This is a genomic window from Azospirillum aestuarii, assembly GCF_016632405.1.
Taxonomy (GTDB): domain Bacteria; phylum Pseudomonadota; class Alphaproteobacteria; order Azospirillales; family Azospirillaceae; genus Azospirillum; species Azospirillum aestuarii.
In genome coordinates this window covers 52,720-78,635 of sequence record NZ_JAEPIV010000008.1, presented here as the reverse complement: position 1 = coordinate 78,635, position 25,916 = coordinate 52,720, and the positions used below count along the sequence as shown (strand labels likewise).

Annotated in this window: 28 protein-coding genes; 11 read left to right on the top strand and 17 right to left on the bottom strand. The window is 69.8% G+C overall.

Annotated elements, in window-relative coordinates:
• From JJL56_RS16180 to JJL56_RS16160, 5 genes are all read right to left on the bottom strand, one after another.
• Positions 1-216 (bottom strand): twin-arginine translocation signal domain-containing protein, encoded by a 216-nt coding sequence (locus JJL56_RS16180; protein ID WP_200485630.1) that lies wholly within the window; start codon positions 214-216, stop codon positions 1-3.
• Positions 206-886: a TorD/DmsD family molecular chaperone gene (locus JJL56_RS16175; protein ID WP_200485629.1), complete on the bottom strand. Its 681-nt coding sequence runs from the start codon at positions 884-886 to the stop codon at positions 206-208. The genes JJL56_RS16180 and JJL56_RS16175 overlap by 11 nt, the downstream gene beginning before the upstream one ends.
• A 134-nt stretch (positions 887-1,020) precedes the next feature.
• Positions 1,021-1,641: a DUF3306 domain-containing protein gene (locus JJL56_RS16170; protein WP_200485628.1), complete on the bottom strand. Its 621-nt coding sequence runs from the start codon at positions 1,639-1,641 to the stop codon at positions 1,021-1,023.
• Positions 1,634-2,158: a DUF3305 domain-containing protein gene (locus JJL56_RS16165; protein ID WP_200485627.1), complete on the bottom strand. Its 525-nt coding sequence runs from the start codon at positions 2,156-2,158 to the stop codon at positions 1,634-1,636. Before JJL56_RS16165 ends, JJL56_RS16170 begins: the two co-directional genes overlap by 8 nt.
• Entirely contained in the window at positions 2,155-2,760 is a 606-nt protein-coding gene (locus tag JJL56_RS16160) for a biotin/lipoate--protein ligase family protein (RefSeq protein ID WP_200485626.1), read from the bottom strand. The genes JJL56_RS16165 and JJL56_RS16160 overlap by 4 nt, the downstream gene beginning before the upstream one ends.
• 93 nt (positions 2,761-2,853) lie before the next feature.
• Here JJL56_RS16160 and JJL56_RS16155 point away from each other — a divergent pair, with 93 nt between their 5' ends.
• The 4 genes from JJL56_RS16155 to nadC all read left to right on the top strand — a co-directional run bounded on the left by JJL56_RS16155 (position 2,854) and on the right by nadC (position 6,909).
• The gene (locus JJL56_RS16155) at positions 2,854-3,201 is read left to right on the top strand and encodes a hypothetical protein (protein ID WP_247891096.1); all 348 of its coding nucleotides are present in this window, start codon (positions 2,854-2,856) and stop codon (positions 3,199-3,201) included.
• Positions 3,202-3,302: 101 nt separating this feature from the next.
• Entirely contained in the window at positions 3,303-4,313 is a 1,011-nt protein-coding gene (nadA, locus tag JJL56_RS16150; RefSeq protein WP_200485625.1) for a quinolinate synthase NadA, read from the top strand.
• Positions 4,314-4,468: 155 nt separating this feature from the next.
• Positions 4,469-6,091: an L-aspartate oxidase gene (locus JJL56_RS16145; RefSeq protein WP_200485624.1), complete on the top strand. Its 1,623-nt coding sequence runs from the start codon at positions 4,469-4,471 to the stop codon at positions 6,089-6,091.
• Positions 6,076-6,909, top strand: coding sequence for a carboxylating nicotinate-nucleotide diphosphorylase (nadC, locus tag JJL56_RS16140; protein WP_145627995.1), 834 nt, complete (start codon positions 6,076-6,078; stop codon positions 6,907-6,909). Before JJL56_RS16145 ends, nadC begins: the two co-directional genes overlap by 16 nt.
• Before the next feature lie 36 nt (positions 6,910-6,945).
• Here nadC and JJL56_RS16135 read toward each other — a convergent pair whose 3' ends face one another.
• From JJL56_RS16135 to uraD, 6 genes are all read right to left on the bottom strand, one after another.
• Entirely contained in the window at positions 6,946-7,113 is a 168-nt protein-coding gene (locus JJL56_RS16135) for a hypothetical protein (protein ID WP_186453031.1), read from the bottom strand.
• On the bottom strand, positions 7,110-8,363 hold the full coding sequence (glf, locus tag JJL56_RS16130) for a UDP-galactopyranose mutase (protein WP_200485623.1): 1,254 nt from the start codon (positions 8,361-8,363) through the stop codon (positions 7,110-7,112). The genes JJL56_RS16135 and glf overlap by 4 nt, the downstream gene beginning before the upstream one ends.
• Positions 8,364-8,520: 157 nt before the next feature.
• Complete coding sequence (locus tag JJL56_RS16125) at positions 8,521-9,600, bottom strand: GMP reductase (protein WP_211111026.1); 1,080 nt, start codon at positions 9,598-9,600, stop codon at positions 8,521-8,523.
• 110 nt (positions 9,601-9,710) lie between these two features.
• The gene (locus JJL56_RS16120; RefSeq protein ID WP_145628000.1) at positions 9,711-10,943 is read right to left on the bottom strand and encodes a M20/M25/M40 family metallo-hydrolase; all 1,233 of its coding nucleotides are present in this window, start codon (positions 10,941-10,943) and stop codon (positions 9,711-9,713) included.
• Positions 10,940-12,181: an allantoate amidohydrolase gene (locus JJL56_RS16115; RefSeq protein ID WP_200485622.1), complete on the bottom strand. Its 1,242-nt coding sequence runs from the start codon at positions 12,179-12,181 to the stop codon at positions 10,940-10,942. Before JJL56_RS16115 ends, JJL56_RS16120 begins: the two co-directional genes overlap by 4 nt.
• The gene (gene uraD, locus JJL56_RS16110; RefSeq protein ID WP_247891095.1) at positions 12,178-12,687 is read right to left on the bottom strand and encodes a 2-oxo-4-hydroxy-4-carboxy-5-ureidoimidazoline decarboxylase; all 510 of its coding nucleotides are present in this window, start codon (positions 12,685-12,687) and stop codon (positions 12,178-12,180) included. Before uraD ends, JJL56_RS16115 begins: the two co-directional genes overlap by 4 nt.
• A gap of 198 nt (positions 12,688-12,885) precedes the next feature.
• On the opposite strand from uraD, the gene uraH reads away from it, so the two are divergent.
• A complete protein-coding gene (gene uraH, locus JJL56_RS16105; protein ID WP_145628007.1) occupies positions 12,886-13,248 on the top strand; it encodes a hydroxyisourate hydrolase in 363 nt (120 codons plus the stop codon).
• Here uraH and JJL56_RS16100 read toward each other — a convergent pair.
• Entirely contained in the window at positions 13,233-14,426 is a 1,194-nt protein-coding gene (locus tag JJL56_RS16100) for a urate hydroxylase PuuD (protein WP_200485620.1), read from the bottom strand. The two genes, uraH and JJL56_RS16100, sit on opposite strands and share 16 nt — an antisense overlap.
• Before the next feature lie 147 nt (positions 14,427-14,573).
• Between JJL56_RS16100 and JJL56_RS16095 the strand changes: the two genes are divergently transcribed.
• The 4 genes from JJL56_RS16095 (at position 14,574) to JJL56_RS16080 (ending at position 19,226) form a co-directional block, all read left to right on the top strand.
• On the top strand, positions 14,574-15,554 hold the full coding sequence (locus tag JJL56_RS16095; protein ID WP_345772589.1) for a LysR family transcriptional regulator: 981 nt from the start codon (positions 14,574-14,576) through the stop codon (positions 15,552-15,554).
• 215 nt (positions 15,555-15,769) lie between these two features.
• Positions 15,770-16,894, top strand: coding sequence for a LacI family DNA-binding transcriptional regulator (locus JJL56_RS16090; protein WP_200485619.1), 1,125 nt, complete (start codon positions 15,770-15,772; stop codon positions 16,892-16,894).
• Between the two features lie 100 nt (positions 16,895-16,994).
• Positions 16,995-18,854 (top strand): excinuclease ABC subunit UvrC, encoded by a 1,860-nt coding sequence (gene uvrC, locus JJL56_RS16085; protein WP_200485618.1) that lies wholly within the window; start codon positions 16,995-16,997, stop codon positions 18,852-18,854.
• A 141-nt stretch (positions 18,855-18,995) separates the two neighbouring features.
• A complete protein-coding gene (locus tag JJL56_RS16080; RefSeq protein WP_247889599.1) occupies positions 18,996-19,226 on the top strand; it encodes a hypothetical protein in 231 nt (76 codons plus the stop codon).
• 87 nt (positions 19,227-19,313) lie between these two features.
• Here the strand turns inward: JJL56_RS16080 and JJL56_RS16075 are convergent, their stop codons facing one another.
• The 3 genes from JJL56_RS16075 to JJL56_RS16065 form a co-directional block, all read right to left on the bottom strand.
• Positions 19,314-19,538 carry a helix-turn-helix transcriptional regulator gene (locus JJL56_RS16075; RefSeq protein WP_247889600.1) on the bottom strand — a complete coding sequence of 75 codons (225 nt, stop codon included), beginning with the start codon at positions 19,536-19,538 and terminating at the stop codon, positions 19,314-19,316.
• Between the two features lie 51 nt (positions 19,539-19,589).
• On the bottom strand, positions 19,590-19,784 hold the full coding sequence (locus JJL56_RS16070; protein WP_145628017.1) for a hypothetical protein: 195 nt from the start codon (positions 19,782-19,784) through the stop codon (positions 19,590-19,592).
• A 249-nt stretch (positions 19,785-20,033) separates the two neighbouring features.
• Complete coding sequence (locus JJL56_RS16065; RefSeq protein WP_247889601.1) at positions 20,034-20,561, bottom strand: YcbK family protein; 528 nt, start codon at positions 20,559-20,561, stop codon at positions 20,034-20,036.
• A gap of 589 nt (positions 20,562-21,150) precedes the next feature.
• Here JJL56_RS16065 and JJL56_RS16060 point away from each other — a divergent pair.
• Complete coding sequence (locus JJL56_RS16060; RefSeq protein WP_247891094.1) at positions 21,151-22,947, top strand: tetratricopeptide repeat protein; 1,797 nt, start codon at positions 21,151-21,153, stop codon at positions 22,945-22,947.
• A gap of 46 nt (positions 22,948-22,993) precedes the next feature.
• On the opposite strand, the gene JJL56_RS16055 is transcribed toward JJL56_RS16060, so the two are convergent.
• Positions 22,994-23,176 (bottom strand): hypothetical protein, encoded by a 183-nt coding sequence (locus JJL56_RS16055; protein WP_200485617.1) that lies wholly within the window; start codon positions 23,174-23,176, stop codon positions 22,994-22,996.
• 62 nt (positions 23,177-23,238) lie between these two features.
• Positions 23,239-23,424, bottom strand: a complete 186-nt coding sequence (locus tag JJL56_RS16050) for a hypothetical protein (RefSeq protein ID WP_200485616.1) — start codon at positions 23,422-23,424, stop codon at positions 23,239-23,241.
• Positions 23,425-23,824: 400 nt separating this feature from the next.
• Between JJL56_RS16050 and JJL56_RS16045 the strand changes: the two genes are divergently transcribed.
• Positions 23,825-25,801, top strand: a complete 1,977-nt coding sequence (locus JJL56_RS16045) for a YgiQ family radical SAM protein (RefSeq protein ID WP_211101273.1) — start codon at positions 23,825-23,827, stop codon at positions 25,799-25,801.
• Positions 25,802-25,916: the final 115 nt, after the last annotated feature.

Genomic DNA, 25,916 nt, shown 5'->3' with positions numbered 1-25,916 from the left:
TCAGAGTCGGTTCAGCGCGTAGAAACGCTTCACATGGTCGGTTTCGCGGTAGCGGGACTTGACCTGCTCCTGCCGCGATTCCATCGCCTCCGCCGGGGCGGCGCGCAGGGTGGCGGCCGCCGCGGCGGCTCCCGCCGCACCCAGCCCGAGGCCCTTCAGGAGACTGCGGCGTTCCAGTCCGGTCTTGCCGGCTTTCGGGGTGTCGTCACGGTGCATGGATCGTGCCCTCCCGCTGGTCGGCCCCGCGAGCCGCACCCGGAGGGGCGGGCGCGATCATCGCGAAGGCGTTGGTCTCGATGTCCAGGAACAGCCGCCCGAAGGTCCCCAGGGGCCGGTAGAGATGCGCCGCCGACGCCTCCTCCAGATCCTGGAAGAAGCGGCCCGCCCAGGGGACGAGGTGGCGCTCGAAGAAGCGCTTCTGGAACGGCAGGTCCGGCTCGCCGTCCGCCGTGCCGACGGTTCCGGCGGCCAGCGCGCCCATGATCTCGGCGATGGCGGCGATGTGGTCCTCCGGCTCGCTGACGCCGGGGGTGCGCTCGATGCCCAGCGCCTGCATGTCTTCGCGCAAGCGGGCCAGCGGCCGGTCGATCAGGAAGCCGGTGCGGTAGTAGGAGGCGAAGGGAACCAGTTCGCCCCGCGTCACCCCGAGGAACAGCTCATGATACTCGCGCTCGGCGCGGTGTTCGCCGTCCGGGTCGTCGGCGAGCGTACGGGCGCGTACGGCCAGATCGCTGATGGCCCGGCCCAGTGGTGAACCGTCCCCGGCCATCGCGCCGATCGTGGCCAGCAAGTCGCGCGACGGCGGGCGCGCCAACAGGTGGGCCAGCAGGCCGTACGCCTGCGCCCGCAGCCGATCCGCGTCGTCGATGATGGCCGTTTCCGCCATGCCCTTGCCCCGCTTCGCCTTTTCCCTGGCCGGTTAAGGTCCGGCTCATCAGCGACAACAGCGGGATTGCCCAAAGGTTGCGCAGTCCAGGACAGGCGATGATCTTGCCTCCCTGCCTCCGTGCTGCCCCCACCCTAGCCCTCCCCCGCTTTCGCAGGGGAGGGAACTGCCGCCGCATCGCGATCATCTCCCTCCCCCGCCCAGCGGGGGAGGGTTGGGGTGGGGGCAAGACTGTCGGTGGGGGCAAGACTGTCGGTGGGGGCAAGACTGTCGGTGGGGGCAAGACTGTCGGTGGGGGCAAGACCCTCACTTTCCTCAGACTTAGTCGTGTCAGCGACCACAACCTCCTCCGGCGGTTTCTCGTCGGTGGCGATGCGGTCCAGCAGGTCGGCGATGCGGTCGGTGGCGAGCAGCTTGCCGTAACCGGGGGCATTGCAGTCCCAGTCATACTCGGCGAAGCCGCGGAAGCCCGCGATCACCGGGTCGCTGGTCCAGGCCTTGCGCAGGGCCAGCCGTTTCAGTTCCTGCGGGACGTTGCTGGCGAGGAAGCCGGTGTAGTCGCTGTCCGCGCCCAGGCTCTCCACCGGCGGCAGGCTCTCCGGGTCGAAGGGTTCCGGCGGCGGAGCGGCGATGGCCTGCGGCTCCTCCGCCGTATCCCGCTCCTCCTGCGGTTCGGGGGTCTCGACGGGCGTCGTGCGCGCCTCCTGCTTGCGCCGCGACCAGCGGGACAGGAAACCTTCGGACCCGTCATCCATGGCTCTGATCCTTTCCAGGATGAGCAACCGGGGCGCGGCGGGCCAACGCCTCAGGGTCGGCGCGGTCGCGCTGGCGCTTGTAGAAGGGGCGTTCGGTGTGGTGGCGGGCCACGAAATCACTCATCCACGCCGCGAGATCGGGCGGCAGGGGGATCGCTTCGATCAGGTCGTCGCCGGCGTCGGAATGGGCGTCGACCTCGCCGGGATCGACGGTGACGGCGAGCAGCCGCAGCCCCGGCTCCTCCGCACAGCGGCGCAGGATGACGTAGAGCATCGGGTGGCCGCCCTTCAGATTCTCGACATAATTCTCCGTCTCGCCGGGATGGAGCACGATCTTCGTGGCGCCCGCGTAATAGCCGGTGCGCTCGCCATCCTGAGCCAGCACGGTCCAGGGCGCACGGTCGGGCAGCTCCGGCAGGGCGCCGGTCACCCGCCAGCGCGCGTCCACCCACGGGTTGTCGATCCGCTGGCGCTCCACCGTGATGCCGACGCCGCGCCGTTCGGCCTGTCCGGTCATGACCGCGTCTCCTCTGCCGTGGGGATCAGCCGCTGTTCCCAGACCCGCCGCACCGGCTCGAAGCCCGCGTCCATCCACCGGTCGATCCAGGTCAGGAAATGCCGGGTGAAGCTCTCCAGCACCGCCACAGCGTCGGTGTCGCCGAAGCCCTCCTCGCGCAGCGCCGTGCGGTCGGGGCGGCGTCCGGGGTCGGGGTCGTTGGGATCGCCCAGGACCTCCAGCTCCGCGCCGACCACGGCCCAGGCGGGAAGCCCGTCCTCGGCACCGGGGCCAAGGGCGACGGTCACCCCGCCGGCCACCGCACCGTTCAGCAGCAGGCGGCCCGCGCCGTCGAAGCGGATGCTCAGGTTGGGCGGCCCCAGCGCCTCCAGCGCGTCGGCCAACGCGACCAGCGTCACGGCGGCGAGGCCATCCCCCGCATCCGGACGGTCGGGGACCAGCACCACCGCCACGTCCAGCCGGTCGCGCCGGCCGCTGTGGACGAGCGTGCCGGGCGCCGCCCCTTCCGCGGCGAAGCGGCAGGCGGTTGCGAAGGGGCCGCCCGCCTCGGTGGGCCAAGGGCGGAAGATGGGCGGCAGCGTCGGGGTGTCGGTCGGGTCCATATCCCTGATAACGCGCGAACGGGAGGGTTGGTGCCCACGCCTGTTGGTGGGGGACGGCCTTGTCATCCCTTCATCCCAAAGGAGTCCGCAGCCTTGCTCGCCGCACTGATTTCCTCCGGCCTTGTCGCCGGGCTGCTGATGACCGGCAACGTCATCGCCCAGGAAACCACCAAGGAGTCGCTGTCCAACGACATCAAGGTGCAGCAAAGCCAGGAGCCGCCGCCCAACCAGCAGGGCGTCCGCGCGCCCAAGTCCAGCACCAGCGGCGAAACCCAGGGGGCGGAGCTGCAGCAGGCGCTGGCCGACTTGCGACGGGCGCCGCCCGACCTGCAGGGCAACCCGGTGCCGCGCCCGAACCAGTGGGCCAGCGAACCCGACATGGGGCACGAGCCGACCCGCTCCGAGAACCCATCCGACCTCACCAGCCAGGAAGCCAAGTAGGGCGAATCACCGACACTCCGCATGGCGCATCCTTTTCCGCTTGATATGCTCTGATCGAGCATTTATGGTTTTGCTCATAGCGAGCATTAAAGGAATGCGCCATGCGCGATACCACCGGCCTTGCCTACACGCCCGACATCGCCGCGGCGACGCAGCCGATCTACGAGCGTGTGAAGCGCGTGATCCCCGCCGTCGAATGGCCGTTCCACGCCCCGCTGGTCCATGAGATCAACCGCCTGAAGCGGGAACGCAACGCGGTGATCCTCGCCCACAACTACCAGACGCCGGAGATCTTCCACGGCGTGGCCGACATCGTGGGCGACAGCTTGGCGCTCGCCGCACGGGCAACGGAGACCGACGCCGACGTGATCGTGCTCGCCGGCGTGCATTTCATGGCGGAGACGGCGAAGCTGCTGAACCCGGCCAAGACGGTGCTGATCCCCGACACCGGGGCGGGCTGCTCGCTGGCCGAATCGATCACCGCCGCCGACGTGCGGCTGCTGCGCGAACGCTATCCGGGCGTGCCGGTGGTCGCCTACGTCAACACCTCGGCCGACGTCAAGGCGGAGGTGGACATCTGCTGCACCTCCGGCAACGCGGTGGAGGTGGTGGAATCGCTGGGCGCGCCGCGCGTCATCATGCTGCCCGACGAGTATCTGGCGAAATACGTCGCCACCCAGACCAGCGTCGAGATCATCGCCTGGAAGGGCCATTGCGAGGTGCACGAGCGCTTCACCGGCGACGAGATCCGCGAATTCCGCGGGCGCTTCGACGAGTTGATCGTCATCGCCCACCCGGAATGCCCGCCCGACGTTCTGGAGGCCGCCGACTTCGTGGGCTCCACCGCGCGCATGGTCGATTTCGTGGCGGACCGCCGCCCGCCGCGGGTGCTGATGGTCACCGAATGCTCGATGAGCGACAACGTCGCCGCCGCCTCGCCGGAGACGGAGTTCGTGCGGCCCTGCAACCTGTGCCCGCACATGAAGAAGATCACGCTGGCGAACATCCTGGACAGCCTGCGCACGCTGGAACCGCAAGTGACCATCGCGCCGGAGGTGGCCGACCGCGCCCGCCGTTCGGTGGAGCGAATGCTGGCGGTGAAGCCCCGCTGAGTGTGTCCCCTCTCCCCTCTGGGGAGAGGGTTAGGGTGAGGGGGTTGCGCTTGTGCCGAACCCTCCGCCACGCGCAACCCCCTCACCGGCCCTTTGGGCCACCCTCTCCTCAGAGGGGAGAGGGTTAGAACGATCCTCTCTCCGGGAGGCCTCTCATGCCCACCCCCTACACGGTCCGCGATTCGGAGGTGGTCGTCATCGGCTCCGGCATGGCCGGGCTGACCGCCGCCCTGCATCTGGCGCCGCGCGCCGTCACGTTGCTGACCAAGACGCCGGACCTGCCGGGCGGCTCCAGCAACCACGCCCAGGGCGGCATCGCCGCCGCCATCGGTCCAGGCGACGGGCCGGAGGCGCACGCCGCCGACACGGTGGCCGCCGGCGCCGGTTTCGTGGACCCAGGCCGCGCCCTGCTGCTGACCCGCGAGGGGGCGGAGCGGGTGCGGGCGCTGCTCCTCGCCGGTCTGCCCTTCGACCGCGACGCCGACGGCGCGCCCCTGCTGGGGCGGGAGGCGGCGCACGGGGCGGCGCGCATCGTCCATGCCGGGGGCGACGCCACCGGGGCGACCCTGGTCGCGGCGCTGGCCGAGCGGGTGCGCGCCACCTCGTCGATCCGGGTGGAAAGCAACGCCTTCGCCGTCGATCTGGCGGTGCGCCACGGGCGGGTCTGCGGCGTGCTCGCCTGCCATCCGGAAGGCTGGGTGTTCCACCGCGCGCCGCGCGTGGTGCTGGCGACCGGCGGGGTCGGCGGGGCCTATGCCCGCACCACCAACCCGCCGGAGGCGACCGGCGACGGACTGGCGCTGGCCGCGCGGGCCGGGGCGCTGCTCGCCGACGTGGAGTTCGTGCAGTTCCACCCGACGGCGCTCGCCGTGGACGCCGACCCCGCCCCGCTGCTGACCGAGGCGCTGCGCGGCGCCGGGGCGCTGCTGCTCGACCGGCGCGGCACCCGCTTCATGGCAGCGGAACACCCGCTGGCGGAGTTGGCGCCGCGCGACGTGGTGGCCCGCGCCATCGGCGCGCGCGTCGCGGCGGGGGAGCCGGTGCGGCTCGATCTGCGCCCGGCGCTGGCCGCCAAGCCGGACGGCTTTCCCACCGTTCTGGCGCTCTGCGCCGCCCATGGGCTCGACCCGTGGCGGGAGCCGGTGCCGGTCGCCCCGGCGGCGCACTACCACATGGGCGGGGTGGTCACCGACCACGCCGGGCGGACCAGCCTGGACGGGCTGTGGGCCTGCGGCGAGGTCGCCTGTACCGGCGTGCACGGCGCCAACCGGCTGGCCAGCAACTCCCTGCTGGAGGCGCTGGTGTTCGGCGCGCGGGTCGCCCGCGACGTGGCCGGGCGGGACCTCCCTCCCCTGCCGCCCTTCGCCCTGCCCGAAGCGCCTGCCGTCGCCGGGGAGGTCGGAGCCGGGCTGCTCGACGCCATCACCGACGAATCCCGCCGCACGCTCTACCAGGGCGCCGGGCTGGTCCGTGACGGGGTGGGGCTGCTGGCCGCCCGGCGCAAGCTGGACCGGCTCGCCGTGGCGCTCGACGCACTGTGCGACGGCGGCACGGCCGACCTTGCCGCCGTCCGCCGCTGGGGCGAGGCGCGCAACCGCCTGCTTGCCGGGCGGCTGATCGTCCACGCCGCCCTCGCCCGCAGCGAAAGCCGCGGGGCGCATTTCCGCACCGATTTCCCGCGGGAAGACCCGGCGGCGCAGCGCCACCGCTTCACCCTCACCGACCTGACCGGGGCCGCCGGCCCCCTGACCGGAGACGCCGCATGCTCCATCCTCTGACCTATGAACCGATCGTCCGCGCCGCCCTGGCGGAGGATCTCGGGCGGGCTGGCGACATCACCACCGACAGCATCGTCCCGGCGGACGCCATGGCGACGGCGCGGGTGGCCGCGCGCAGGGACGGCCGGGTCGCCGGGCTGGAGGTCGCCCTGTCCGCCTTCCGCATCCTCGACCCGGCGGCGGAGCTGCGGGTGGAGCACGACGACGGCGACGACGTGCCCCCCGGCGCCACCATCGCCACCGTGACGGCCCGCGCCCGCGCCCTGCTGACGGCGGAGCGCACGGCGCTGAACCTGCTGGGCCGCCTGTCCGGCATCGCCACCGCCACCCGCGCGCTGGTGCGCGAGGTCGAGGGGACCCGCGCCCGCATCGTCTGCACCCGAAAGACCACCCCAGGCCTGCGCGTCCTGGAAAAGCAGGCGGTGCGGCTGGGCGGCGGCTTCAACCACCGCTTCGGGCTCGACGACGCGGTTCTGGTCAAGGACAACCACATCGCCGTGGCCGGCGGCATCCGCCCGGCGGTCGAGCGCGTCCGCGCCGCCATCGGCCACATGGTGAAGGTGGAGGTCGAGGTGGACACACTTGCCCAGTTGGAGGAGTTGCTGACCCTGCCGGTCGATGTCGTCCTGCTCGACAACATGGACCCGCAGACGCTGCGCCGCGCCGTCGCCATGGTGGACGGCCGCATGGTGACGGAGGCGTCCGGCAACGTCACGCTGTCCACCGTGCGGGCCATCGCGGAGGCGGGCGTCGACATGATCTCGGTCGGCTGGCTGACCCACAGCGCGCCGAATTTTGACGTCGGGTTGGATATGTAGGGAGGAGTCACAGCCCCTCCCCCGGAACGCAGGTCCTCAGTGCCCCATGAAGTTGCGGTGGTGCACCGTGTTGTCCTCGCTCAGCCGGACCGAGGGGGCGGCGAAGGTCTCGTCGGCGGTGCGGCCCAGCGTGCCTTCCAGGATCACGCTGGCGCCGATGGCGAGGACGACCGCGGTGGCCAGGGCCATTCCGAACGCTTTCATGACGCTTCCCTCCTGCTGTGGACCGGAGCGGACGATGGAGCGGACTGCGGGGAGGCGCCGATCCCGGAAATGCCGCGCGCCCCCTCCGCCACGGCGCCTTCGGCCTTGGCGATGCGGGTGTAGAGCGCCAGCGCCTGCGCCACCACCTGATCCATGTTGTAGTAACGGTAGGTCGCCAGCCGCCCGACGAAATGGACGTTCGGCGTGGCGTCGGCCAACTCCTGGTACTTGCGGTAGAGGGCCGCGTTCTCCGCGCGGGGGATCGGGTAGTAGGGGTCGCCCTCCGCCGACGGGTATTCGTAGGTCAGGCTGGTGCGTGGGTTGGTTTGGCCGGTCAGGTGCTTGTATTCGGTGATGCGGGTGTGCGGCACCTCCTCGCCGGGGTAGTTCACCACGGCGACGGGCTGGAACCATTCCTGATCGACCGTCTCGTGCCGGAAGGTCAGGGAGCGGTAGGGCAGCTTGCCGAAGCGGTGGCCGAAATACTCGTCAACCGGGCCGGTGAAGATCAGGTTGCGGTAACGCACGTCGCGCACCACGTCGCGGAAATCGGCGCCCAGGCGGATTGTGATGTTCGGGTGGTCGAGCATGTTCTCGAACATCCGCGTGTAGCCGTGCAGCGGCATGTTCTGGAAGCTGTCGCCGAAATAGCGGTCGTCGTCGTTGGTCCGCGTCGGCACCCGCGCCGTCACCGCCTTGTCGAGCTGCGACGGGTCGAGGCCCCATTGCTTGCGGGTGTAGCCGCGGAAGAACTTCTCGTACAGCTCCCGCCCGACCGCGCCGACCACCACGTCCTCCGAGGTGCGGATATCGGCGACCGGTTCCGCCCGGCTCTTCAGGAAGGCGGCGACTCCGGCCTCGTCGAGGTCCAGCCCGTAGAGGCGGTTGACTGTCGTCCGGTTGATCGGGATGGGAACCAGCTGCCCGTCGACATGGGCGAGCACCCGGTGCTCGTAGGGGCGCCACTTGGTGAAGCGGGACAGATAGTCCGCCACCGGCTGCGAATTGGTGTGGAAGATGTGCGGGCCGTAGCGATGGATCAGCACGCCCGCGTCGTCGTGATGGTCGTAGGCGTTGCCGCCGATGTGCGGGCGCCGGTCGATCAGCAGGACACGCTTGTCCAGCCCCGCCGCCAGCCGTTCCGCCAGCACGCTGCCGGCGAAGCCCGCCCCGACGATCAGATAATCGAAAACCGCCGGCCCGTCCGTCCGCCCCACATAGGCTGGAGCGGCTCCATCGAAATCACGCATAAGCTCTGCCTTCCTCGTCCCGCCAAAAGGCGGACGAGCGGGGCAAGCCGTCCGGCGCCCCACCCGTCCGCACATCCTGCGAACGGTGGAAGCCGCCGGTGGTTCCGGAGGAAGACTGTCGAGAAGGAGGTACCGATGCAGGGTACCTCCCGTGGCATCACCCCCCGAAGACGGTGTTCAGCTGCGCGCCGACGCGGACGAAGGTGGTCCGCTTCGACACCTCCTTCAGCTTGGTGGCGCCGATGTAGGTCATCATGCTGCGCACGCCGCCCATGATCTCCTGCATCGTGCCGTCGATCGGTCCGCGGTAGGGGACCTCCACGGTCTTGCCCTCCGACGCGCGGTAGGAAGCGACGCCGCCCGCGTATTTGTGCATCGCCGTGTCGGACGACATGCCGTAGAAGGTCATCGCCACCGGCACCCTCTGCCCGCCGCGCTCCTCGTAGCGGATGTCGCCCTCGCACTCGTCGTGGCCGGCCAGCATGCCGCCGAGCATCACGAAGTCCGACCCGGCGCCGTAGGCCTTGGAGATGTCGCCCGGCACCGTGCAGCCGCCGTCGCCGCAGACCTGCCCCTTCAGCCCGTGGGCGGCATCGGCGCATTCGATGATGGCGGAAAGCTGCGGATAGCCGACGCCGGTCATCTTGCGCGTGGTGCAGACCGACCCCGGCCCGATGCCGACCTTGATGATGTCGGCCCCGGCGAGCACCAGCGCCTCGGTCATGTCGCCGGTCACCACGTTGCCGGCCATGATGACCATGTCCGGGTTCTCCTTCCGCAACCGGGCGATGACGCGCACGAAGCGCTCCGTGTAGCCGTTGGCGACGTCCAGGCAGAGCTTGCCCACCGGAGCCTTGGCCTTCACCGCCTGGAACTTGTCGTAGTCGGCCTCCGTCGTGCCCAGCGAGTAGAAGACGTTGGCCGTGTCCTCGTCGCGGAAGAAGGGGATCAGGGCTTCGGCCGGGTAGTGCTTGTGCAGCGCGGTCAGCGCGCCGAAGCGCGACAGGGCGCGGGCGACGGCCATGGTGCCGACGACGTCCATGTTGGCCGCGATCAGCGGGAAGCCCGTCCATTCCAGCCCGCTGTGGACGAAGCGGAAGGTCCGCTCGATGTCCACGTCGTTGCGGCTTTCCAGGGTGCTGCGCTTCGGGCGGATCAGCACATCCTTGAAGTCCAGCTTCAGATCGTTCTCGATGATCACCGGCGGGTCGTCCTTGTCATTGTGGAGAAGGGCCATTGCCCCCTCCCCGGCCCTCCCCCTCTGTCGCAGGGGAGGGAGAATGAAGTCCCCTCCCCTGCGCAGCGGGGGAGGGTTAGGGTGGGGGCAAGGTCAGCACCAGTGCAGCCTCACCCCTCGCCCAACACCTCCAACAGCGACAGCGCCACAACCTCCGTCGCCTTGAACAGGTCGGACAGCGGCAGACGCTCGTCGGCGCGGTGGGCGTTGGCCTCCTCGATGGTGTGGGGACCGGCGCCGAACAGCGCGATGGGCACGCCCGCGTCGGAGTAATGGCGCGCGTCGGTGTAGAGCGGCACGCCCTTGGTCTCCACCGGCTCGCCCATCACGCGGCTGGCGTGGGCGCAGAGGACGGCGGCCAGCCGGTCGGTGCCGGGCAGCGGGGTCAGCGGGCGGGCCAGCAGGATGCGGCGGACCTCGACGCGGGCCTTCGGGAAGGCCGTGGCCGCGTCGGCGATGACAGCGCGCAAATCGGCCTCCACCGTCTCCGGCGCCTCCTCCGGGATCATTCGGCGGTCGAGGCGCAGAGTCACGCGGTCGGGGACGACGTTGGTGTTGATGCCCCCCTTGATCAGCCCGACCGTCAACTGCGGCGAGCCGATGCCGCCCACCGCCGACACGGTGTCCGCGTAGCCCTTGCGGTGTTCGTAGAGCGCGCCGAGAATCGCGGTCGTCGCCTCCAGCGCGTCGATGCCGGTCATCGGCAGGGCGGCGTGGGCGGACTTGCCGGTGACCTCGACCTCCAGATGCAGGCAGCCGTTGTGCGCGGTGACGACGCCGTAGCTGAAGCCCGCGGCGATGGCGAAGTCCGGCTTGGTCAGCCCCTCGTCCAGCAGCCATTTCGGCCCGATTTCGCCGCCGGCCTCCTCGTCGTAGGTCAGGTGAAGCTCCACCGTGCCGCGGTCGAGCCCGGCCTTCTCCAGCGCCAGCAGCGCATAGGCGTAGGTGACGAAGTCGGACTTCGAGACGGCGACGCCGCGCCCGTACATCCAGCCGTCCACCACCTCCGCCCCGTAGGGATCGCGGCTCCAGCCCTCGCCCGGCGGCACCACGTCGCCGTGGGCGTTCAGCGCCACGGTCGGCCCGTCGCCGAAGCGGCGGCGCACGATCAGGTTGGTGGCGGAGATCATGCCGTTGGCCCGCACCAGCTCCGCCGGGACCGGGTGGCGTTCGACCGTCAGGCCCATGGCCTCCAGCAGCGCGGCGGCGCGCTCGGCGTGGGGAGCGCAGTCGCCGGGCGGGTTGTCGGAGGGCACCTTGACCAGTTCGGCCAGGAAGCGGACCTGCTCGTCGCGGGTCTGCTCCAGGAAAGCGCGGATGGCCTTTTGGGCGGTGTCGGTCATGGTGTCGGGGTCTCGTGCTCGAAGTGGCGGATGATGTCCAGGAGGATCTGCACCGACAGGTCGGCGTCCTCCGCGGTGATGGATTCGGCGGGGTTGTGGCTGATGCCGCCCGCACAGCGGACGAACAGCATGCCCATCGGCAGCACGCCGGCGAAGGCCATGGCATCATGCCCGGCGCCGCTGGGCAGCGACAAGGGGCGGACGCCGGCGCGGATCACGGCGGCTTCGATCTGCCGCCGGATGCCGGGGGAACAGGGGGCCGCCGCCGCGTCGTGGGTGGTCTCCACCGCCAGCTCCACGCCGCGGCGGGTGGCGATCGCCTCGAAGTCGCCGAGAATGGCGGCGCAGGCGTCGCGCCGCACGGCGTCCTCCGGCGCGCGGACGTCGAGGGTGAAGACGACCTCGCCAGGGATGACGTTGACCGCCCCCGGCTTCGCCTCGATCCGGCCCACCGTCGCCACCAGCCCGGCGTCGGAAGCCGCGGCCACCCGCTCCGCCGCCAGAGTCATCTCGGCGGCGGCGGCCAGCGCGTCGCGGCGCAGCGCCATGGGCACCGTGCCGGCGTGGCCGGCCATGCCGCGCAGCCGGACGGCGAAGCGCGTGGCGCCGTTGATCGCGGTGACGACGCCGACCGGCAGCCCTTCGGCCTCCAGCACCGGCCCCTGTTCGATGTGGACCTCCAGAAAGGCCAGCGCCTCCCCCGGCTTGCGGGCGGCCTCGGCGATGGCCTCGGGGTCGCCGCCGAAGGCGCGCAGCGCGTCGGCCATGCGCACGCCGTCGCGGTCGCGCGTCTCCAACGCCACCCGGTCGAAGCGGCCGGCCACGGCGCGGCTGCCGGTCAGGGTCACGGGGAAGCGCACCCCCTCCTCGTCGCCGAAGCCCAGCACCTCGATGGCGAAGGGCAGGCGCTCACCGCGCCGGTCCAGCTCCGCCACCGCGGCGACGGCGGCCAGCACGCCCAGATTCCCGTCATACCGTCCGGCGTTGCGCACCGTGTCGATGTGGGAACCGATCAGCAAGGCCGGCGCGCCCGGCACGCTCCCCTCGTAGCGGCCGACCACCGTTCCCGCCGGGTCGAGCCGGGCGCTCATCCCGGCCTTGCCCATCAACTCCATCAGCCAGTCCGCGGCGGCGCGGTGCTGCGGGGTCAGGAACAGGCGGGTCAGCAGCCCCGGCTCCTCCGTGAAGCCGGCAAAGGCGTCCAGCCGCGCCATCAGGTCCGCGCCGAAGCCGGTCATGACTCGATGTCCTTGGGAAGCAGATCCTTGAGGCGCAGCCAGGTGATGCGCTCGACCTGGGCGAGCGCCGTGGCGAACTCCTCTTCCAGGCCGTTGGACAGGCGCGTTTCGAACGCTTCCAGGATGTCGGCGCGGCTGCGGCCCTTGACCGCCAGGATGAAGGGAAAGCCGAAGCGCGCCTTGTAGGCGTCGTTCAGTTCGGTGAAGCGGGCGAACTCCTCGGGCGTGCAGCGGTCCAGCCCGGCGCTGGCCTGCTCGGCCGTGCTGTCGGCGGTCAGCTCGCCGCGCAGCGCCAGCCGACCCGCCAGATCGGGGTGGGCGTTCAGCAGCGCCAGCTTCCGGTCATGGCCGGCGGCGCGCAGGACGGCGACCATCGCGGCGTGCAGCCCGTCCGCGTCGTCGGGCAGGTTTCCCCCCTGATTGCCGGCATCCCAGGCGCCTTCGGCGACCCAGGGCGAATGTTCGAACACGCCGCCGAATCGGGCGACGAAACTTGCACGGTCCATCTCGCTCGGTCGCATCCCGGCCTTCCCTGATCGGTCCTCTGCCACGCAGCATAACCGCAATCGCCGAGGTCCGCTTTTTCGATCCGTTTGAAAGTCTTTTTGCGCAGGCCCCGTTCGGACCGCGCGGCGGTGCGGTATAAAGTCACTTATCCCTTCTCCCCAGAGGGGCGAGGGAATTTAAAGAGAGGAGAGAGACCCATGGCCGGAAGCGGGCGCCTGACCACCCATGTTCTCGACACGACGCACGGACGGCCCGGCGCGGGGATCGCCGTCACCCTCTACCGCATCGACGGGGAACGGCGGGAGCGGCTGACCGGGACGCGCACCAACGCCGACGGGCGCTGCGACGCGCCGCTCCTCGCCGGGGCCGACCTGACGCCGGGTGTCTATGAGCTGGTGTTCGAGGCCGGCGACTATTTCCGCGCCTCCGGCCTGGAGATCGTCGAACCCGCCTTTCTCGACGTGGTGCCGATCCGCTTCGGCGTCGCCAACGCGGACCAGCATTATCACGTGCCGCTGCTCGTCTCCCCCTACAGCTACTCGACCTACCGGGGAAGCTGATCGGCCCAGGCGGCGAGCAGGCGGCGCTCCTCCGGCGTGATCCCGGTGACGTTGCCGGGGGGCATCGCGTCGGACAGCGCCGCCCAGTTGCGGATCTGGGGCGCGTGGCGGCTGATCGCCTCCGCGCTGTCCAGCATCACGCCGCGCGGCGGCACGCCGATCCCCTCCCACACCGGCTGCGCCGCGTGGCACATGGAGCAGCGGGACAGCACCACCTCCTCCACCTGCGCGAACTCGACCCTGGCCGGTTCGGCGGCGGCGGCGCTCTCGGTCCGCGTCCCGGCGGCGCTCAAGCCCACGATGGCGGCGACGCCCGCGGCGGCCACCGCCCAGGTCCACCAGGGCGTCGGCTTGCCGGCGTGGCGGCTGTTGAAGAAGTGGCGGATCACCGCCCCCACCACCAGAACCACCGCCACGATCACCCAGCTGTAGCGCGTGCCGAAGGCCAGCGGGTAGTGGTTGGAGATCATCAGGAAGACGACCGGCAGGGTCAGGTAGTTGTTGTGCAGCGAGCGCTGCTTGGCCTGCTTGCCCAGCACCGGGTCGGGCACCTGCCCCGCCTTCATCGCGGCGACGGCTTTGGTCTGGTTGGGGATGATGATGCGGAAGACGTTGGCCGACATCATCGTGCCGATCAGCGCGCCCACATGCAGCATCGCCGCCCGCCCGCTGAAGAGATGGCTGAGGCCCCAGGCGACCAGCACCAGGAAGACGAAGCCCGCCGCCGCCAGCTTCACGTCGTCCTTGCCCAGCGGCGACTTGCACAGCCGGTCATAACCGTGCCAGCCCAGCCCCAGGGCGCCCAGGCTGAGCAGCACCGCGCCCCACCAGGGGATGTCCAGCACCGCCGGGTCGATCATGTAGAGTGCGGCGCCGTGGTAGTAGAGCACCGACAGCAGCGCGAAGCCGCTGAGCCAGGTGGCGTAGGCTTCCCATTTGAACCAGGTCAGCTTCTCCGGCAGTTCCGCCGGGGCGACCGTGTATTTCATCATATTGTAGAAGCCGCCGCCGTGGACCTGCCACGCCTCCCCCGCCACGCCGGGGGGCAGGCCATCGCGCCGCCGCAGGGACAGGTCCAGGTGGATGAAATAGAAGCTCGACCCGATCCAGGCGATGGCCGTGACGACGTGCAGCCAGCGCACCAGAACGTTGACCCACTCCCAGATGATCGGCTCCATGCGTCGCGGCCTCTTTCGTTCGGTGATCCTCACCCTGAACTCTACGGTTGCCGCAGCGCAGCGGGGAAGCGGATGCGTGCGCCAGCACTTTCAAAAAAAACGCAAAGGTGGGAGGATTCTCCATGGCGTGTGGGGAAAGGGCCAAGCGTGGCGCTGCTGGAGAACATGCGGGTGTTCGTGCGGGTGGTGGAGCTGGGCAGCCTGTCCGCCGCCGGGCGGAGCCTGCGCCTGTCGCCCGCCGTGGTCAGCCACCGGCTGCAGAGCCTGGAGGAGCATCTGAACGCCCGCCTGCTCAACCGCACCACCCGGCAGGTGCAGTTCACCGAGGCCGGAAAGGTCTTCTTCGAACATTGCCTTGAAGTTCTGGAAGCCGCGGAGCGGGCGGAGAGCAGCGTCGGCGCCATCGGCGGGGCGCCGGTGGGCAGCCTGCGGGTGACGGCGCCGCTGGGCTTCGGGCGGCGCATCCTCGCCCCGATGGTGCCGCGCTTCCGCGCCGCCTACCCCCAGGTGGATTTGCGGCTGCGCCTGTCCGACCATCTGCTGGACCTGCTGCGCGAGGCGACCGACGTCGCCATCCGCATGGCGCCGCTGAAGGATTCCAGCTTCGTCGCGCGCAAGATCGCCGACCTGCCGCGGGTGCTCTGCTCTGCGCCTGCCTACCTGGAGCGGCGGGGCGTGCCGGCCCGGCCCGAGGAACTGCTGTCCCACCACTGCCTGCTGCTGCGCTTTCCCGGATCGCAGCAGTTCCAATGGACGCTGAACACCCCGCAGGGTCCGATGACCCTGCCGGTGTCCGGCCAGTTCGACGCCGACGACGGCGACGTGCTGACCGGCTGGGCGCTGGCCGGGGAGGGAATCGTGCTGAAACCGTTGTGGGAGGTGGCCGACCATCTGCGCAGCGGGGCCTTGCGCGTCGTGCTGCCGCATTGCCCGCCGGAGCCGGTGACGCTCGCCGTGCTCTACCCGCACCGCAACCTTCTGCCCGCGAAGATCCGCGTCTTCATCGACTTCTTCGCGGAGCAGGCCCGCGCCGCGCTCGCGGACTCGAAAATAGTCGCTCCGTTGGGGACAAAAATTGACACGGATTTCACGGATTTTGACCAGATTTCACGGAACCATTCGACTTGATGTCCTTTGCGGCATGACGTGATCTCGGCATGGAAACAATCCGAGAAATCCGTGCGGTGATCCGTGAAATCCGTGTCGAATCTTGCCCGCATCTCCTGCTCCCTGCGTTCAGGCGATTGCCCCGGTGACGCTCCCGCTCTTTCCCCCGCTTTTCCAACGGCGTGCTATGATGCCGCCTCGCCGCGCGGCGGGGTTCGCCGCAGGGAAGGACGAGAATGACCGCACAGCCGCCCGCCAAGCCGTTTCCGCCGAAACCCGCCAAACCCACGCGCAAGAAGACCCGCCGCGCCACGGAGCGGCTGACCATGACGGACGTGGCCAGCGCCGCCGGCGTGTCGCCCAGCACCGTCTCCCTCTATCTGCGCAAGCCGGAGGCGGTGTCGGAGGAGTTGGCGACCCGCGTGCGGACGGTGATCGACCAGCTCGGCTACGTCCCCAACCTCGTGGCAGGCAGCCTCGCCGCGGCGAAAAGCCGGACGGTGGGGGTGATTCTGCCCTCCATCACCAACTCCTTCTTCGCGGAGACCTACAACACGCTGCAAAGCGCCTTCCAGACCGCCCATTACCAGACGCTTCTGGGGGTCAGCGAGTTCGATCCGGAGCGCGAGGAGGAGCTGATCCGCGCCTTCCTCGCCTGGTCCCCCGCGGCGGTGGTGGTCACCGGCCTGCACCACACCGAGCGGACACGCGCCATGCTGCGCTCCTCCGGCGTGCCCGTTGTGGAGATGTGGGACATCCCATCCGCCCAGACCCCGGCGGTGGACATGACGGTCGGCTTCTCCCACTTCGAGGTGGGGCGGCGGCAGACCGCCCATCTCTACGACCAGGGCAGCCGCAAGGTCGCCTACATCGGCGCCGCCGTGCACCAGGACATGCGCGTGCGCAGCCGCACCGACGGCTATGAGGACGAGGTGCGCCGCCGCGGCCTGCACGAGCCGATCGCCTTCACCGCCCCCGACACCGCCTCCACCCCCGTCGGCATCTGGCTGATCGACGAGGTGTTCGCTCTGCATCCGGACATCGACGGAGTGGTCTGCTCCAACGACGCCATGGCGCTGGGCGTGCTGTTCGAGGCGAACCGGCGCGGGCTGAGCGTGCCCGACGATCTGGCGGTGATCGGCTTCGGCGACCTGACCTTCAGCGCCGCCTGCCTGCCGCCGCTGTCCACCGTGCGCCCGCCGCAGCGCGAGATCGGGGAGCTGGCCGCCGGCCAGATCCTGGCCCGGCTGAACGGCACCACGGTGGCCCAGCCGCATCACGGGCTGGATTGCGAGCTGGTCGTCCGCGACAGCACCCGTCCCGACGCCGCCGCGGGCGTGGAGCGGCAAAGGGCGGGGTGAATCCTGGTCTGACGGACAGGGCTGACGATTGTCCCTTGTCCATGGTTCGTTCCCCTGCTTCCTTCCGCTCCATCGTGATTAGCACACCGGGTTAGGGATTATGGCCGGCTTGGCTGTAGATGGAGCGGCGGTGATCCGCGCCACCCTGCCGACGCTGCCGGACACGCCCGGCGTCTACCGGATGATCGGGGCGGACGGGCGCATCCTGTATGTCGGCAAGGCGAAGAACCTGAAACGCCGGGTGGCCAGCTACACCCGGACGGACGGGCTGCCCAACCGCACCCGCCGCATGGTGACGCTGACCCGCTCCATGGAGTTTGTCACCACCCACACCGAGGCGGAGGCCCTCCTGCTGGAGGCGAACCTGATCCGCCGCCTGCTGCCGCCCTTCAACGTGCTGGTGAAGGACGACCGGTCCTTCTCTTATATTGCACTGGGAGAGGGGCATGACTTCCCGCGCCTGATGCACCACCGCGGCAGCGCCGACCGGCATGGCAAGAAGCGCGACCTGTTCGGCCCCTACGCCTCCCCCGCCCTGGTCGGCATGACCATCGGGGCGTTGCAGCGCGCCTTCCTGCTGCGCAACTGCGACGACGCCACCTTCACCGCGCGCACGCGGCCCTGCCTCCAGCACCAGATCAAGCGCTGCTCCGCCCCCTGCGTCGGCCGCGTCTCGGCGGAGGAATACGCCGCGCAGATGCAAGGTGTGCGCGACGTGCTGTCCGGGCGCAGCGCCGCCGTCCAGGCGGAGTTCGCCCGCCACATGATCGACTGCTCCGACCGGCTGGCCTACGAGGACGCCGCCCGCTGGCGCGACCGCATCCGCGCCCTGACCGCCCTGCAAAGCCGCCAGGACATCAATCTGGAGGGCGTGCTGGAGGACGCCGACGTGCTGGCCGTCCACGCCGAGGGCGGAACCGCCTGCGTCCAGGCCTTCTTCTTCCGCGGCGGGCGCAACCAGGGCACCCGCGCCTTCTTCCCCAGGCACGACGGCGAGGAGGAGCCCGCCGCGATCCTCGCCGCCTTCGCCGCGCAACTCTACGAAGGGACGCCGCCGCCCCGCCACCTGCTGCTCAGCCACGCCATCCCGGAGCGCGCCCTGCTGGCCGAGGCGCTGACGCTCGCCGCCGGACGGCGGGTGGAGGTGGAGGTGCCCCAGCGCGGCCCCAAGCGCCGCGTCGTCGAACACGCCCTGACCAACGCGCGCGAGGCGCACGGGCGCCGCATGGCCGAACGCTCCGCGCAAGGCAAGCTGCTGGCCGGGGTGGCCCGCGTCTTCGGCTTGTCCCAAACACCGGCCCGTATCGAAATCTACGACAACTCGCACATCCAGGGCGCCTTCCCCGTCGGCGCCATGGTGGTCGCCGGGCCGGAGGGCATCCAGCGCAACGCGGGGCGCCGCTTCCACATCAAGGACCCCGCCGCCGCGGGCGACGACTGCGCGATGCTGCGCGAAGTGCTGACCCGCCGCTTCGGGCGCGCGCTGCGCGAGAACCCGCAGCGCGGCGGCGGCCAGTGGCCCGATCTGGTGCTGATCGACGGCGGCCTGGGCCAATTGAACACCGCCCGCGCGGTGCTGGACGGGCTGGGCATCGCGGGCGTGCCGCTGGCCGCCATCGCCAAGGGGCCGGACCGCGACGCCGGGCGCGAGCGCTTCTTCCTGCCGGACCGCGAGCCCTTCCGGCTGGAGCCCAACGACCCGGTTCTGTACTTCCTGCAACGGCTGCGCGACGAGGCCCACCGGACGGCCATCGACGCCCACCGCACCCGACGCCTGAAGGCGATGGACCACACCCGCATCGACGGCATCCCCGGCGTCGGCCCGTCGCGCAAGAAGGCCCTGCTGCACCATTTCGGCAGTTCCACCGCGGTGGCCTCGGCGGGGCTGAAGGACCTGGAGGCCACCCCCGGCATCAGCGCGGCGCTGGCCCGGCGGGTGTTCGAGCATTTCCATGGGTAGGGAATGAGTGAGGGCAACCGCCGCTCGAATTATTCCAAAGACACCGATGCAGCCGCCGCTCATCAGTCCTGCGTTTGCGCCGTTTTTGGTTAGTGCTTCCTTAACCCGACAGGATCATGGTCCGCCCACCGAAAACAGAGCATGCACGCAGGGCGCCTGACCATGGGCCAGAAGACCATCAAGTTCTCCGACAAGAACGGTTACCGCGACGTCGAACTCGACAGCCTGCCGCGCAACGTGCGCGCCGCTGTCACCGACATGGCGGCCAGGAACCCCGTCGCCGGCATCATCATCGACCAGACGGGCATGCTGTACCGGATTCACCTGACCGAACCGGCAAACGTCTATCTGGACGTGCTCTCGGTCGCCTGAACCGCGGCACTCCGCAGGGATCGGAAACACGGCGGCGCATCCGATGCGCCGCCGTTTCCATTTCAGCGTGCCGTCACGAGCAAGCTGTCACTCCGGCAGAACGGTGACGGTGCGGTCCAGGGTATCGCGCGGAACCGTCGAGCCGAAGCCGGACAGGATCGCGCGGGCGTGCCCCGGCGCCAGCCCCGTCATCCGGGCCAGATCGCCGGCGTCCAGCCCCTGCTGTTCGGCGGCGTGGCGGATGCGGGTGATGGCGTCGCGTTTCTCCGTTCGGTCCATGGCGCTGCTCCGTTTGCGGACGTGGTGGGTCATGCGGTCCTCCTGTGCCGACGGGCGGAGAGGAAAGGCGGGATTTGCGGCTCCTCAGTTCGGGCGGCCTTCCAGACGGCGCAGCGCCCGGTCAAGCGTGCTCACGGGCATCATGAACACGGTGCCATCCAGAACCGCCCGGACATCCTCGATATCCAGGCCGGTCGCCGCGGCAACGCCCCGTTCGTCCAGGCCGCGGTCTTCGGCGATCACGGCGATCCAGCCCGCCAGCGTGCGGGCCTGGGCCATCCGGGCGGGGTCCGTCAACGGATGACGGTGCGCCGATAAGCTGCGGCCTCGGGGGGCCGCAAGGTCGGTTGGGGTTAGCATGGGCTCCTCCCAAAGAGCATTGGCCGGATCATTCGGCCTTCTTTTTCGGGCTATGGTGCGCTTCCTCCGTCCTGCGCACAATCCATCCATCGGCGTAATGCCCTTCGCCCGATGCTCCCTGGCAAAAGGTTCTGCGACGAAAAGTCCCGATTCCGGCCCTTCCACGCTTCAGGCTCCCACCCAGCGCCGCGTCGGCCCGGTGTCCACATGGACGAAGTTCCGCTTCGCGTAGCAACCCGTTCCGCCGTCGCCAAAGGACAGGGCGCAGCGGTAGAGGTCCACCGCGCGCCGTCCCTGCAGGCGCAGGTCGACCGCACGCCCTTGCAGATGCAGGCTGCCCGTTGCCGCCCCCTTGACGCGGCGGTTAGTCTCCTGGGACCGGAAGGCCGACAGCACTTCGAACGGATGCTGGCTGTCCAGCTTCTCCTGCATCTCCGACAGACGGTTCAGCAGGGCGAGATCGATGCGGTGGCAATCGTCGCTGCGATGGTCGCGCAGCACCCAGTCGATGCGGGCCATCGCCTCCGCCACCGGGCGCCCTTCCGCCCAATAGACGCCGTCGAAGCTCTCCCCCGTCAGGCAGTTGTAAATCCGCAGGGTGCGCTCCGGCGCCGGCTCCCACGCCGCGGCGGTGCGGCTGTTGCAGACGCCGACCGCCACGGCGGCCCCCAGCCCGAAAATGCCGCGGCGTGTCATTCCAGACCCTGAGGGCTGGTCCAGCTTGGCTTTTGGTGACGACGTTTGAAGGGAGGGAGCGGGGCAGCGGCGGGACGGAACATTCAGCGTGGACAAGAAAGACGAAGACAAAAAAGGCATGGAACCACCGGTGCGTTGCGTTACCGAAGCCGAGAACAGGGAAAACCGGAAAATGTCGGCACGCCTTATCGACGGCGGGGGATGCGCGTCGGTGAGCCGGGCGTGCCGCGGGGATGGGAGGAGCCTTCAGCCATTGTTCGGGTCCTCCCGCGCCGAGTCCCCTGTCCGGCGGCGGGAGAACCCGTCGCCGCTTCGTCGGTTCCGTCGCCGCGAGTAGCATACGGTAGTTTACGCCCCGTTCGGCGGGGGTAGCGCCCACCGCCTTCGGCTTGGCAACGCCAGCCTTTGGTTGAGCGCCTCACCCCAACGAAATGAGAAATGCGCGGACTTCGGGAATATCGCCCGACCTAAAAGCACAGGGCCAATGGACATCAGTTTTTCCCGATGGAAGAATGCCGGCAACACATCGACCCACCTCTTTTGAGAAAGATCGCACGTCGTCTTGCTCAACTTTCGGGAGATGTCAGAAATGACCGGGGAAACTCCGCCCGCGCAGGGGTGGGCATTGGATGATCGCGCCGTCAGGACGCAGCTTGAGCGGATTTTGGCGAGCGACCATTTCGACGCGTCGGACCGGAACCGCCGCTTCCTGCGCTATGTGGTCGAGGAGTGCCTTGAGGGGCGGGCGCAGCAGATCAAGGCCTACTGCATCGCCGTCAGCGTCTTCAACCGGGAGCCGAGCTTCGATCCGCAATCCGATCCCATCGTGCGGCTGGAAGCCGGTCGGCTGCGCCGCAGCCTTGAGCATTACTATCTGACCGCGGGCCGCAGCGACCCGATCCGCATCGTCGTGCCGAAGGGCGGCTACGCTCCCCGCTTCGAACGGGTGAGCGATGCCCCGCTCCCCGCCCCTCACACCGTTCCGGCGGCGGAAGCAATTCAACGGCCCGTTTCCCTGCGCATCGCCGGGTTTGCCGCCGTGGTGCTGATCGCGGTCGGGCTGATGGGGTTGCTGATCGGCCGAAACCTCGCCACTCCCATCGAGGTGGAGGAAGCGCTGGCGCTCGGCTCCCATCCGACCATGTCCAGCGCGGAGCCGAGGGGAAGCGAGCCGGCGACGGCCTGGACCACCGCCCCCTCCGCGGCGGCCGACGCGTCGATGACCATCGTCGTCGGCCCCTTCCGCACCACCGGCCAATCGACGGAGGACGGCGCCCTCGCCGCCATGCTGACCGATGAGATCGCCAGCGGCCTCGCCAACCGGACCGATCTCCCGGTGCGGATCGACCCGCCGCAGAGCGCTCGCCTGCCCCATCAAGGATTTCGCCTGTCCGGAAGCCTTCAGGGACACGACGCCTCGGTCCGTCTGGTCGTGAATCTGACCGACCTCGCCACCGGGACGGTGCTCTGGTCCACCAGCTTGGACCGGTCGGCCGGACCGGAGGGCGCGGCCACGCCGCAAGCCTTGGCGGCCGGAATCGTCGATCCGGTCGCCGCTCCGCAAGGCCCCCTCCTTTCCTCGGCCAGCGCGCGCCTGCGCACCAAACCAACATCCAGCCTATCGCCCCGTGAATGCGCCTTCCTCGCCACCGGACGGCATGAAATCCCGGCGGTCGAGCGGGTTGCCTTGAACGATTGCCTGACCTCCGCGGCCAGCGCGCTGACGACCAGCGCGGGCGAGGCCGCCCGCCTCTGGTCGGCGCTGTCCCTGCTGCAGTCGGACGCTTATCGGACGGAACGGAACGACGCTGCCTTGAACGATGCCTTGGCCGCTGCCCTGCGCGCCGCGGAGCTGCAGCCGGCCTCCCTGCGCCCGTTGACGGCGCTCTACACCGCCTATTGCCTGCGTGGGGAATACTCTCCCTGTTTCGCCGCCGGGCATCGCGCCTTGCAGGCATCCCCCGGAGACGCTCATGTGCTGGGTGACCTCGGTCTGTGGCATGTCGAGGCCGGGCAATCCGCGAAAGGTCTGCCGTTGCTGGAACAGGCGATGGAGCGCGACCCCGCGCAACGGGAACGGCTCCTGTCCGCCTACAGCCTCGCCCTCCAACGCCATGGCCACCCGGACAGCACGAAGCTGGAGTTCGAGGTGACCGCCGCCGCTCCGGCCCAAGCCGCTCTCGCCGTCGCCTTCGTGCAGATGGGCCGGATGGACGAGGCCAAGGCGGCGGCCACGCGGGTACTCGCGGCGGACCCCGACTTTGCCCGCCGCACCGCGCGCGAGCAGCGCATCCAGCCCCTGCCCCCGACGCTGGACGCGGCCATCCGCAGCAGCTATGCCATGGTCGGATTGGCCGCGCCCGCGACCGACAGCGTTACCCGGTAGCTCTCATACGACGTCGTATGATGAAACCGGCGACGTTTCCAACACCTCAGCCGGTGCCCGGCTGGACGGACCCGTCATCCTCTTCGGCCCGCCTCCGCAGCTCGTCGGACGTGGTTCCGGCGGGAACGGCGTCCTGGAGCGTCCCATCGCCGGGCGTCTTGGTCTTGTCCTCCAACGGGGAGTCCTTCCCCGCCTCGGGTGGGTTGTGGGGTGTCTTCTCATCAGCCATGGCGAACCTCCGGTCTGTTGTGGTCCCAGCGAACAACGCCCACCGCGCCCGCGGGGTCCCCGTCACGGTCGGGGTGCGCTGTCCGGAGAATCGTCCGTGCTCGACGCCTTATCCTTACCAGTCTCGGCGCCCGGTCCTTCGATGTTCTGGAAGCCCATCTTCTCCTCGTCGATGGCGGGGTCGGCGCGGGTGTTCCTGATGTCGAGCGGCTCGTCGCGCTGGTCGCCGTAACGCTTATCGGTGCTCATGGTCCACTCCTGTCCATGGGGGAGGTTTGTGTTTCAGCCCTTCCCAACAGGGTGCCGGGACAGCTGTTGCAACAGGCCCCTTGCCGACGGCGACCCGGCTGCACACATCACGGCGTCATGATCGCGTATAAAGTTGACCCCGACGGTCAGGCAATCCTTGACCGCGCCGCGGCACTTCCGTAGGGACTCGCGCGGTGGACCATGTCGGACAAGACCGGCATGAACCGGCACCCGACCATCAAGCACCCCGCCCCGGCAGCGCGCCTGCGCACCGGCGGCCCGAACGGAGAGCGTCATGCTCAACGAACCCACGCCCACCGCCTCCCTTCCGGCGGTGCGGGACATCTTCTCCCTCCCCCGGCACCGGACGGAGGCCCGGCGCCCGGCGCCCTTCCTGCCGATGACGCGGGCGGAGATGGACCGGCTGGGCTGGGATTCCTGCGACATCGTGGTGGTGACGGGCGACGCCTATGTGGACCATCCCAGCTTCGGCATGGCGATCATCGGCCGGCTGCTGGAGGCGCAGGGCTTCCGCGTCGGCATCATCGCCCAGCCGGACTGGAGCAGTGCCGAGCCGTTCAAGGCGCTGGGCAAGCCGAACCTGTTCTTCGGGGTGACCGGCGGCAACATGGACTCGATGGTGAACCACTACACCTCGGACCGCCGCCTGCGTCACAACGACAGCTACACGCCCAACGACGAGGGCGGCAAGCGGCCCGACCGCGCGGTGATCGTCTACAGCCAGCGCTGCCGCGAAGCCTACAAGGACGTGCCCATCGTGCTCGGCGGCATCGAGGCGTCCTTGCGCCGCATCGCCCAGTACGACCACTGGAGCGAGAAGGTGCGCCGCTCCGTCCTGGTCGACGCCAAGGCGGATATTCTCTGCTACGGCAACGCCGAGCGCGCGATCATCGACGTCGCACACCGCATCGCCGCCGGTGAGAAGGCGCGGGAGATCGACGACATCCGCGGCACCTCCATCGTCCGCAGCCGCGTGCCGGACGGCTGGACCGTCATCGACAGCAGCAGCATCGACGAGCTGACCGCCGCCGCCCCGCGCGCCGCCGGCGCCGACCGCACGGTGGTCCGCCTGCCCTCCTTCGAGCAGGTCACCGCCGACAAGGCGCTCTACGCCCACGCGTCGCGCGTGCTGCACCAGGAGAGCAACCCCGGCAACGCCCGCGCGCTGGTGCAGCGGCACGGCGACCGCGAGGTCTGGCTGACCACGCCGCCGATCCCGCTGTCCACGGCGGAGATGGACGGGGTCTACGGCCTGCCCTACGCCCGCGCGCCCCACCCGTCTTACGGCGACGCGCGCATCCCGGCCTGGGAGATGATCCGCTTCTCGGTGAACATCATGCGCGGCTGCTTCGGCGGCTGTTCCTTCTGCTCCATCACCGAGCATGAGGGGCGCATCATCCAGAGCCGGTCGGAGGGGTCGATTCTCAAGGAGATCGAGGAGATCCGCGACAAGGTGAAGGGCTTCACCGGGGTCATCTCCGACATGGGCGGGCCGACCGCCAACATGTACCGCATGGCCTGCAAGGACCCGGAGATCGAGAAGGTCTGCCGCCGCCCGTCCTGCGTCTTCCCGGACATCTGCAAGAACCTGAACACCGACCACAGCGACCTGATCCAGCTCTACCGCAAGGCGCGCGCCATCCCCGGCGTGAAGAAGATCAACATCGCCTCGGGCCTGCGCTACGACCTCGCCGTCCGCAGCCCGGAGTACGTGAAGGAGCTGGTGACCCACCATGTCGGCGGCTATCTGAAGATCGCGCCGGAGCACACCGAGCCCGGCCCGCTGTCCAAGATGATGAAGCCGGGCATCGGCACCTACGACCGCTTCAAGGAGATGTTCGAGGCGGCGGCCAAGGCGGCGGGCAAGAAGCTCTACCTGATCCCCTACTTCATCGCCGCCCATCCCGGCACCACGGACGAGGACATGATGAACCTCGCCTTGTGGCTGAAGCGGAACGGCTTCAAGGCCGATCAGGTGCAGACCTACCTGCCCTCCCCCATGGCACTCGCCACGGCGATGTATCACAGCGACCGCAACCCGCTGCGCCCGATCCGCCGCGAGGGCTCGGAGACGGTGTTCTCCGCCAAGGGGCTGAAGCAGCGCCGCCTGCACAAGGCCTTCCTGCGCTACCACGACCCGGAGAACTGGCCGGTGCTGCGCGACGCGCTGAAGGCGATGGGCCGCAGCGACCTGATCGGGCCGGGCGAGCACCAGCTCGTTCCGGCCTGGCAGACGACGGGGGGCGTGGGCAAAGCGGACAAGCCCAAGGCGGGCAAGACCTTCTACACCCAGCAGGCGGGCAAGGGCCGCCGCACGCCGGCAAAGGCCGGCAAGCCGACGGGACGGGCGAGGTAGCCCTCGCCCCTCCGGGGAGAGGGTGGGGAGGGTGAGGGGGATGCGCGTGTCGGTGTGTTCGGCAAATGCGCACCCCCCTCACCCTAACCCTCTCCCCAGAGGGGAGAGGGAACAG

Excerpts from the sequence above, each read along its gene's own strand:
- JJL56_RS16180 (WP_200485630.1), bottom strand. The coding sequence starts at position 216 with ATGCACCGTGACGACACCCCGAAAGCCGGCAAGACCGGACTGGAACGC.
- JJL56_RS16175 (WP_200485629.1), bottom strand. The coding sequence starts at position 886 with ATGGCGGAAACGGCCATCATCGACGACGCGGATCGGCTGCGGGCGCAG.
- JJL56_RS16170 (WP_200485628.1), bottom strand. The coding sequence starts at position 1,641 with ATGGATGACGGGTCCGAAGGTTTCCTGTCCCGCTGGTCGCGGCGCAAG.
- JJL56_RS16165 (WP_200485627.1), bottom strand. The coding sequence starts at position 2,158 with ATGACCGGACAGGCCGAACGGCGCGGCGTCGGCATCACGGTGGAGCGC.
- JJL56_RS16160 (WP_200485626.1), bottom strand. The coding sequence starts at position 2,760 with ATGGACCCGACCGACACCCCGACGCTGCCGCCCATCTTCCGCCCTTGG.
- nadA (WP_200485625.1), top strand. The coding sequence starts at position 3,303 with ATGCGCGATACCACCGGCCTTGCCTACACGCCCGACATCGCCGCGGCG.
- JJL56_RS16145 (WP_200485624.1), top strand. The coding sequence starts at position 4,469 with ATGCCCACCCCCTACACGGTCCGCGATTCGGAGGTGGTCGTCATCGGC.
- nadC (WP_145627995.1), top strand. The coding sequence starts at position 6,076 with ATGCTCCATCCTCTGACCTATGAACCGATCGTCCGCGCCGCCCTGGCG.
- JJL56_RS16135 (WP_186453031.1), bottom strand. The coding sequence starts at position 7,113 with ATGAAAGCGTTCGGAATGGCCCTGGCCACCGCGGTCGTCCTCGCCATC.
- glf (WP_200485623.1), bottom strand. The coding sequence starts at position 8,363 with ATGCGTGATTTCGATGGAGCCGCTCCAGCCTATGTGGGGCGGACGGAC.
- JJL56_RS16125 (WP_211111026.1), bottom strand. The coding sequence starts at position 9,600 with ATGGCCCTTCTCCACAATGACAAGGACGACCCGCCGGTGATCATCGAG.
- JJL56_RS16120 (WP_145628000.1), bottom strand. The coding sequence starts at position 10,943 with ATGACCGACACCGCCCAAAAGGCCATCCGCGCTTTCCTGGAGCAGACC.
- JJL56_RS16115 (WP_200485622.1), bottom strand. The coding sequence starts at position 12,181 with ATGACCGGCTTCGGCGCGGACCTGATGGCGCGGCTGGACGCCTTTGCC.
- uraD (WP_247891095.1), bottom strand. The coding sequence starts at position 12,687 with ATGGACCGTGCAAGTTTCGTCGCCCGATTCGGCGGCGTGTTCGAACAT.
- uraH (WP_145628007.1), top strand. The coding sequence starts at position 12,886 with ATGGCCGGAAGCGGGCGCCTGACCACCCATGTTCTCGACACGACGCAC.
- JJL56_RS16100 (WP_200485620.1), bottom strand. The coding sequence starts at position 14,426 with ATGGAGCCGATCATCTGGGAGTGGGTCAACGTTCTGGTGCGCTGGCTG.
- JJL56_RS16090 (WP_200485619.1), top strand. The coding sequence starts at position 15,770 with ATGACCGCACAGCCGCCCGCCAAGCCGTTTCCGCCGAAACCCGCCAAA.
- uvrC (WP_200485618.1), top strand. The coding sequence starts at position 16,995 with ATGGCCGGCTTGGCTGTAGATGGAGCGGCGGTGATCCGCGCCACCCTG.
- JJL56_RS16080 (WP_247889599.1), top strand. The coding sequence starts at position 18,996 with ATGCACGCAGGGCGCCTGACCATGGGCCAGAAGACCATCAAGTTCTCC.
- JJL56_RS16075 (WP_247889600.1), bottom strand. The coding sequence starts at position 19,538 with ATGACCCACCACGTCCGCAAACGGAGCAGCGCCATGGACCGAACGGAG.
- JJL56_RS16070 (WP_145628017.1), bottom strand. The coding sequence starts at position 19,784 with ATGGCCCAGGCCCGCACGCTGGCGGGCTGGATCGCCGTGATCGCCGAA.
- JJL56_RS16065 (WP_247889601.1), bottom strand. The coding sequence starts at position 20,561 with ATGACACGCCGCGGCATTTTCGGGCTGGGGGCCGCCGTGGCGGTCGGC.
- JJL56_RS16060 (WP_247891094.1), top strand. The coding sequence starts at position 21,151 with ATGACCGGGGAAACTCCGCCCGCGCAGGGGTGGGCATTGGATGATCGC.
- JJL56_RS16055 (WP_200485617.1), bottom strand. The coding sequence starts at position 23,176 with ATGGCTGATGAGAAGACACCCCACAACCCACCCGAGGCGGGGAAGGAC.
- JJL56_RS16050 (WP_200485616.1), bottom strand. The coding sequence starts at position 23,424 with ATGAGCACCGATAAGCGTTACGGCGACCAGCGCGACGAGCCGCTCGAC.
- JJL56_RS16045 (WP_211101273.1), top strand. The coding sequence starts at position 23,825 with ATGACGCGGGCGGAGATGGACCGGCTGGGCTGGGATTCCTGCGACATC.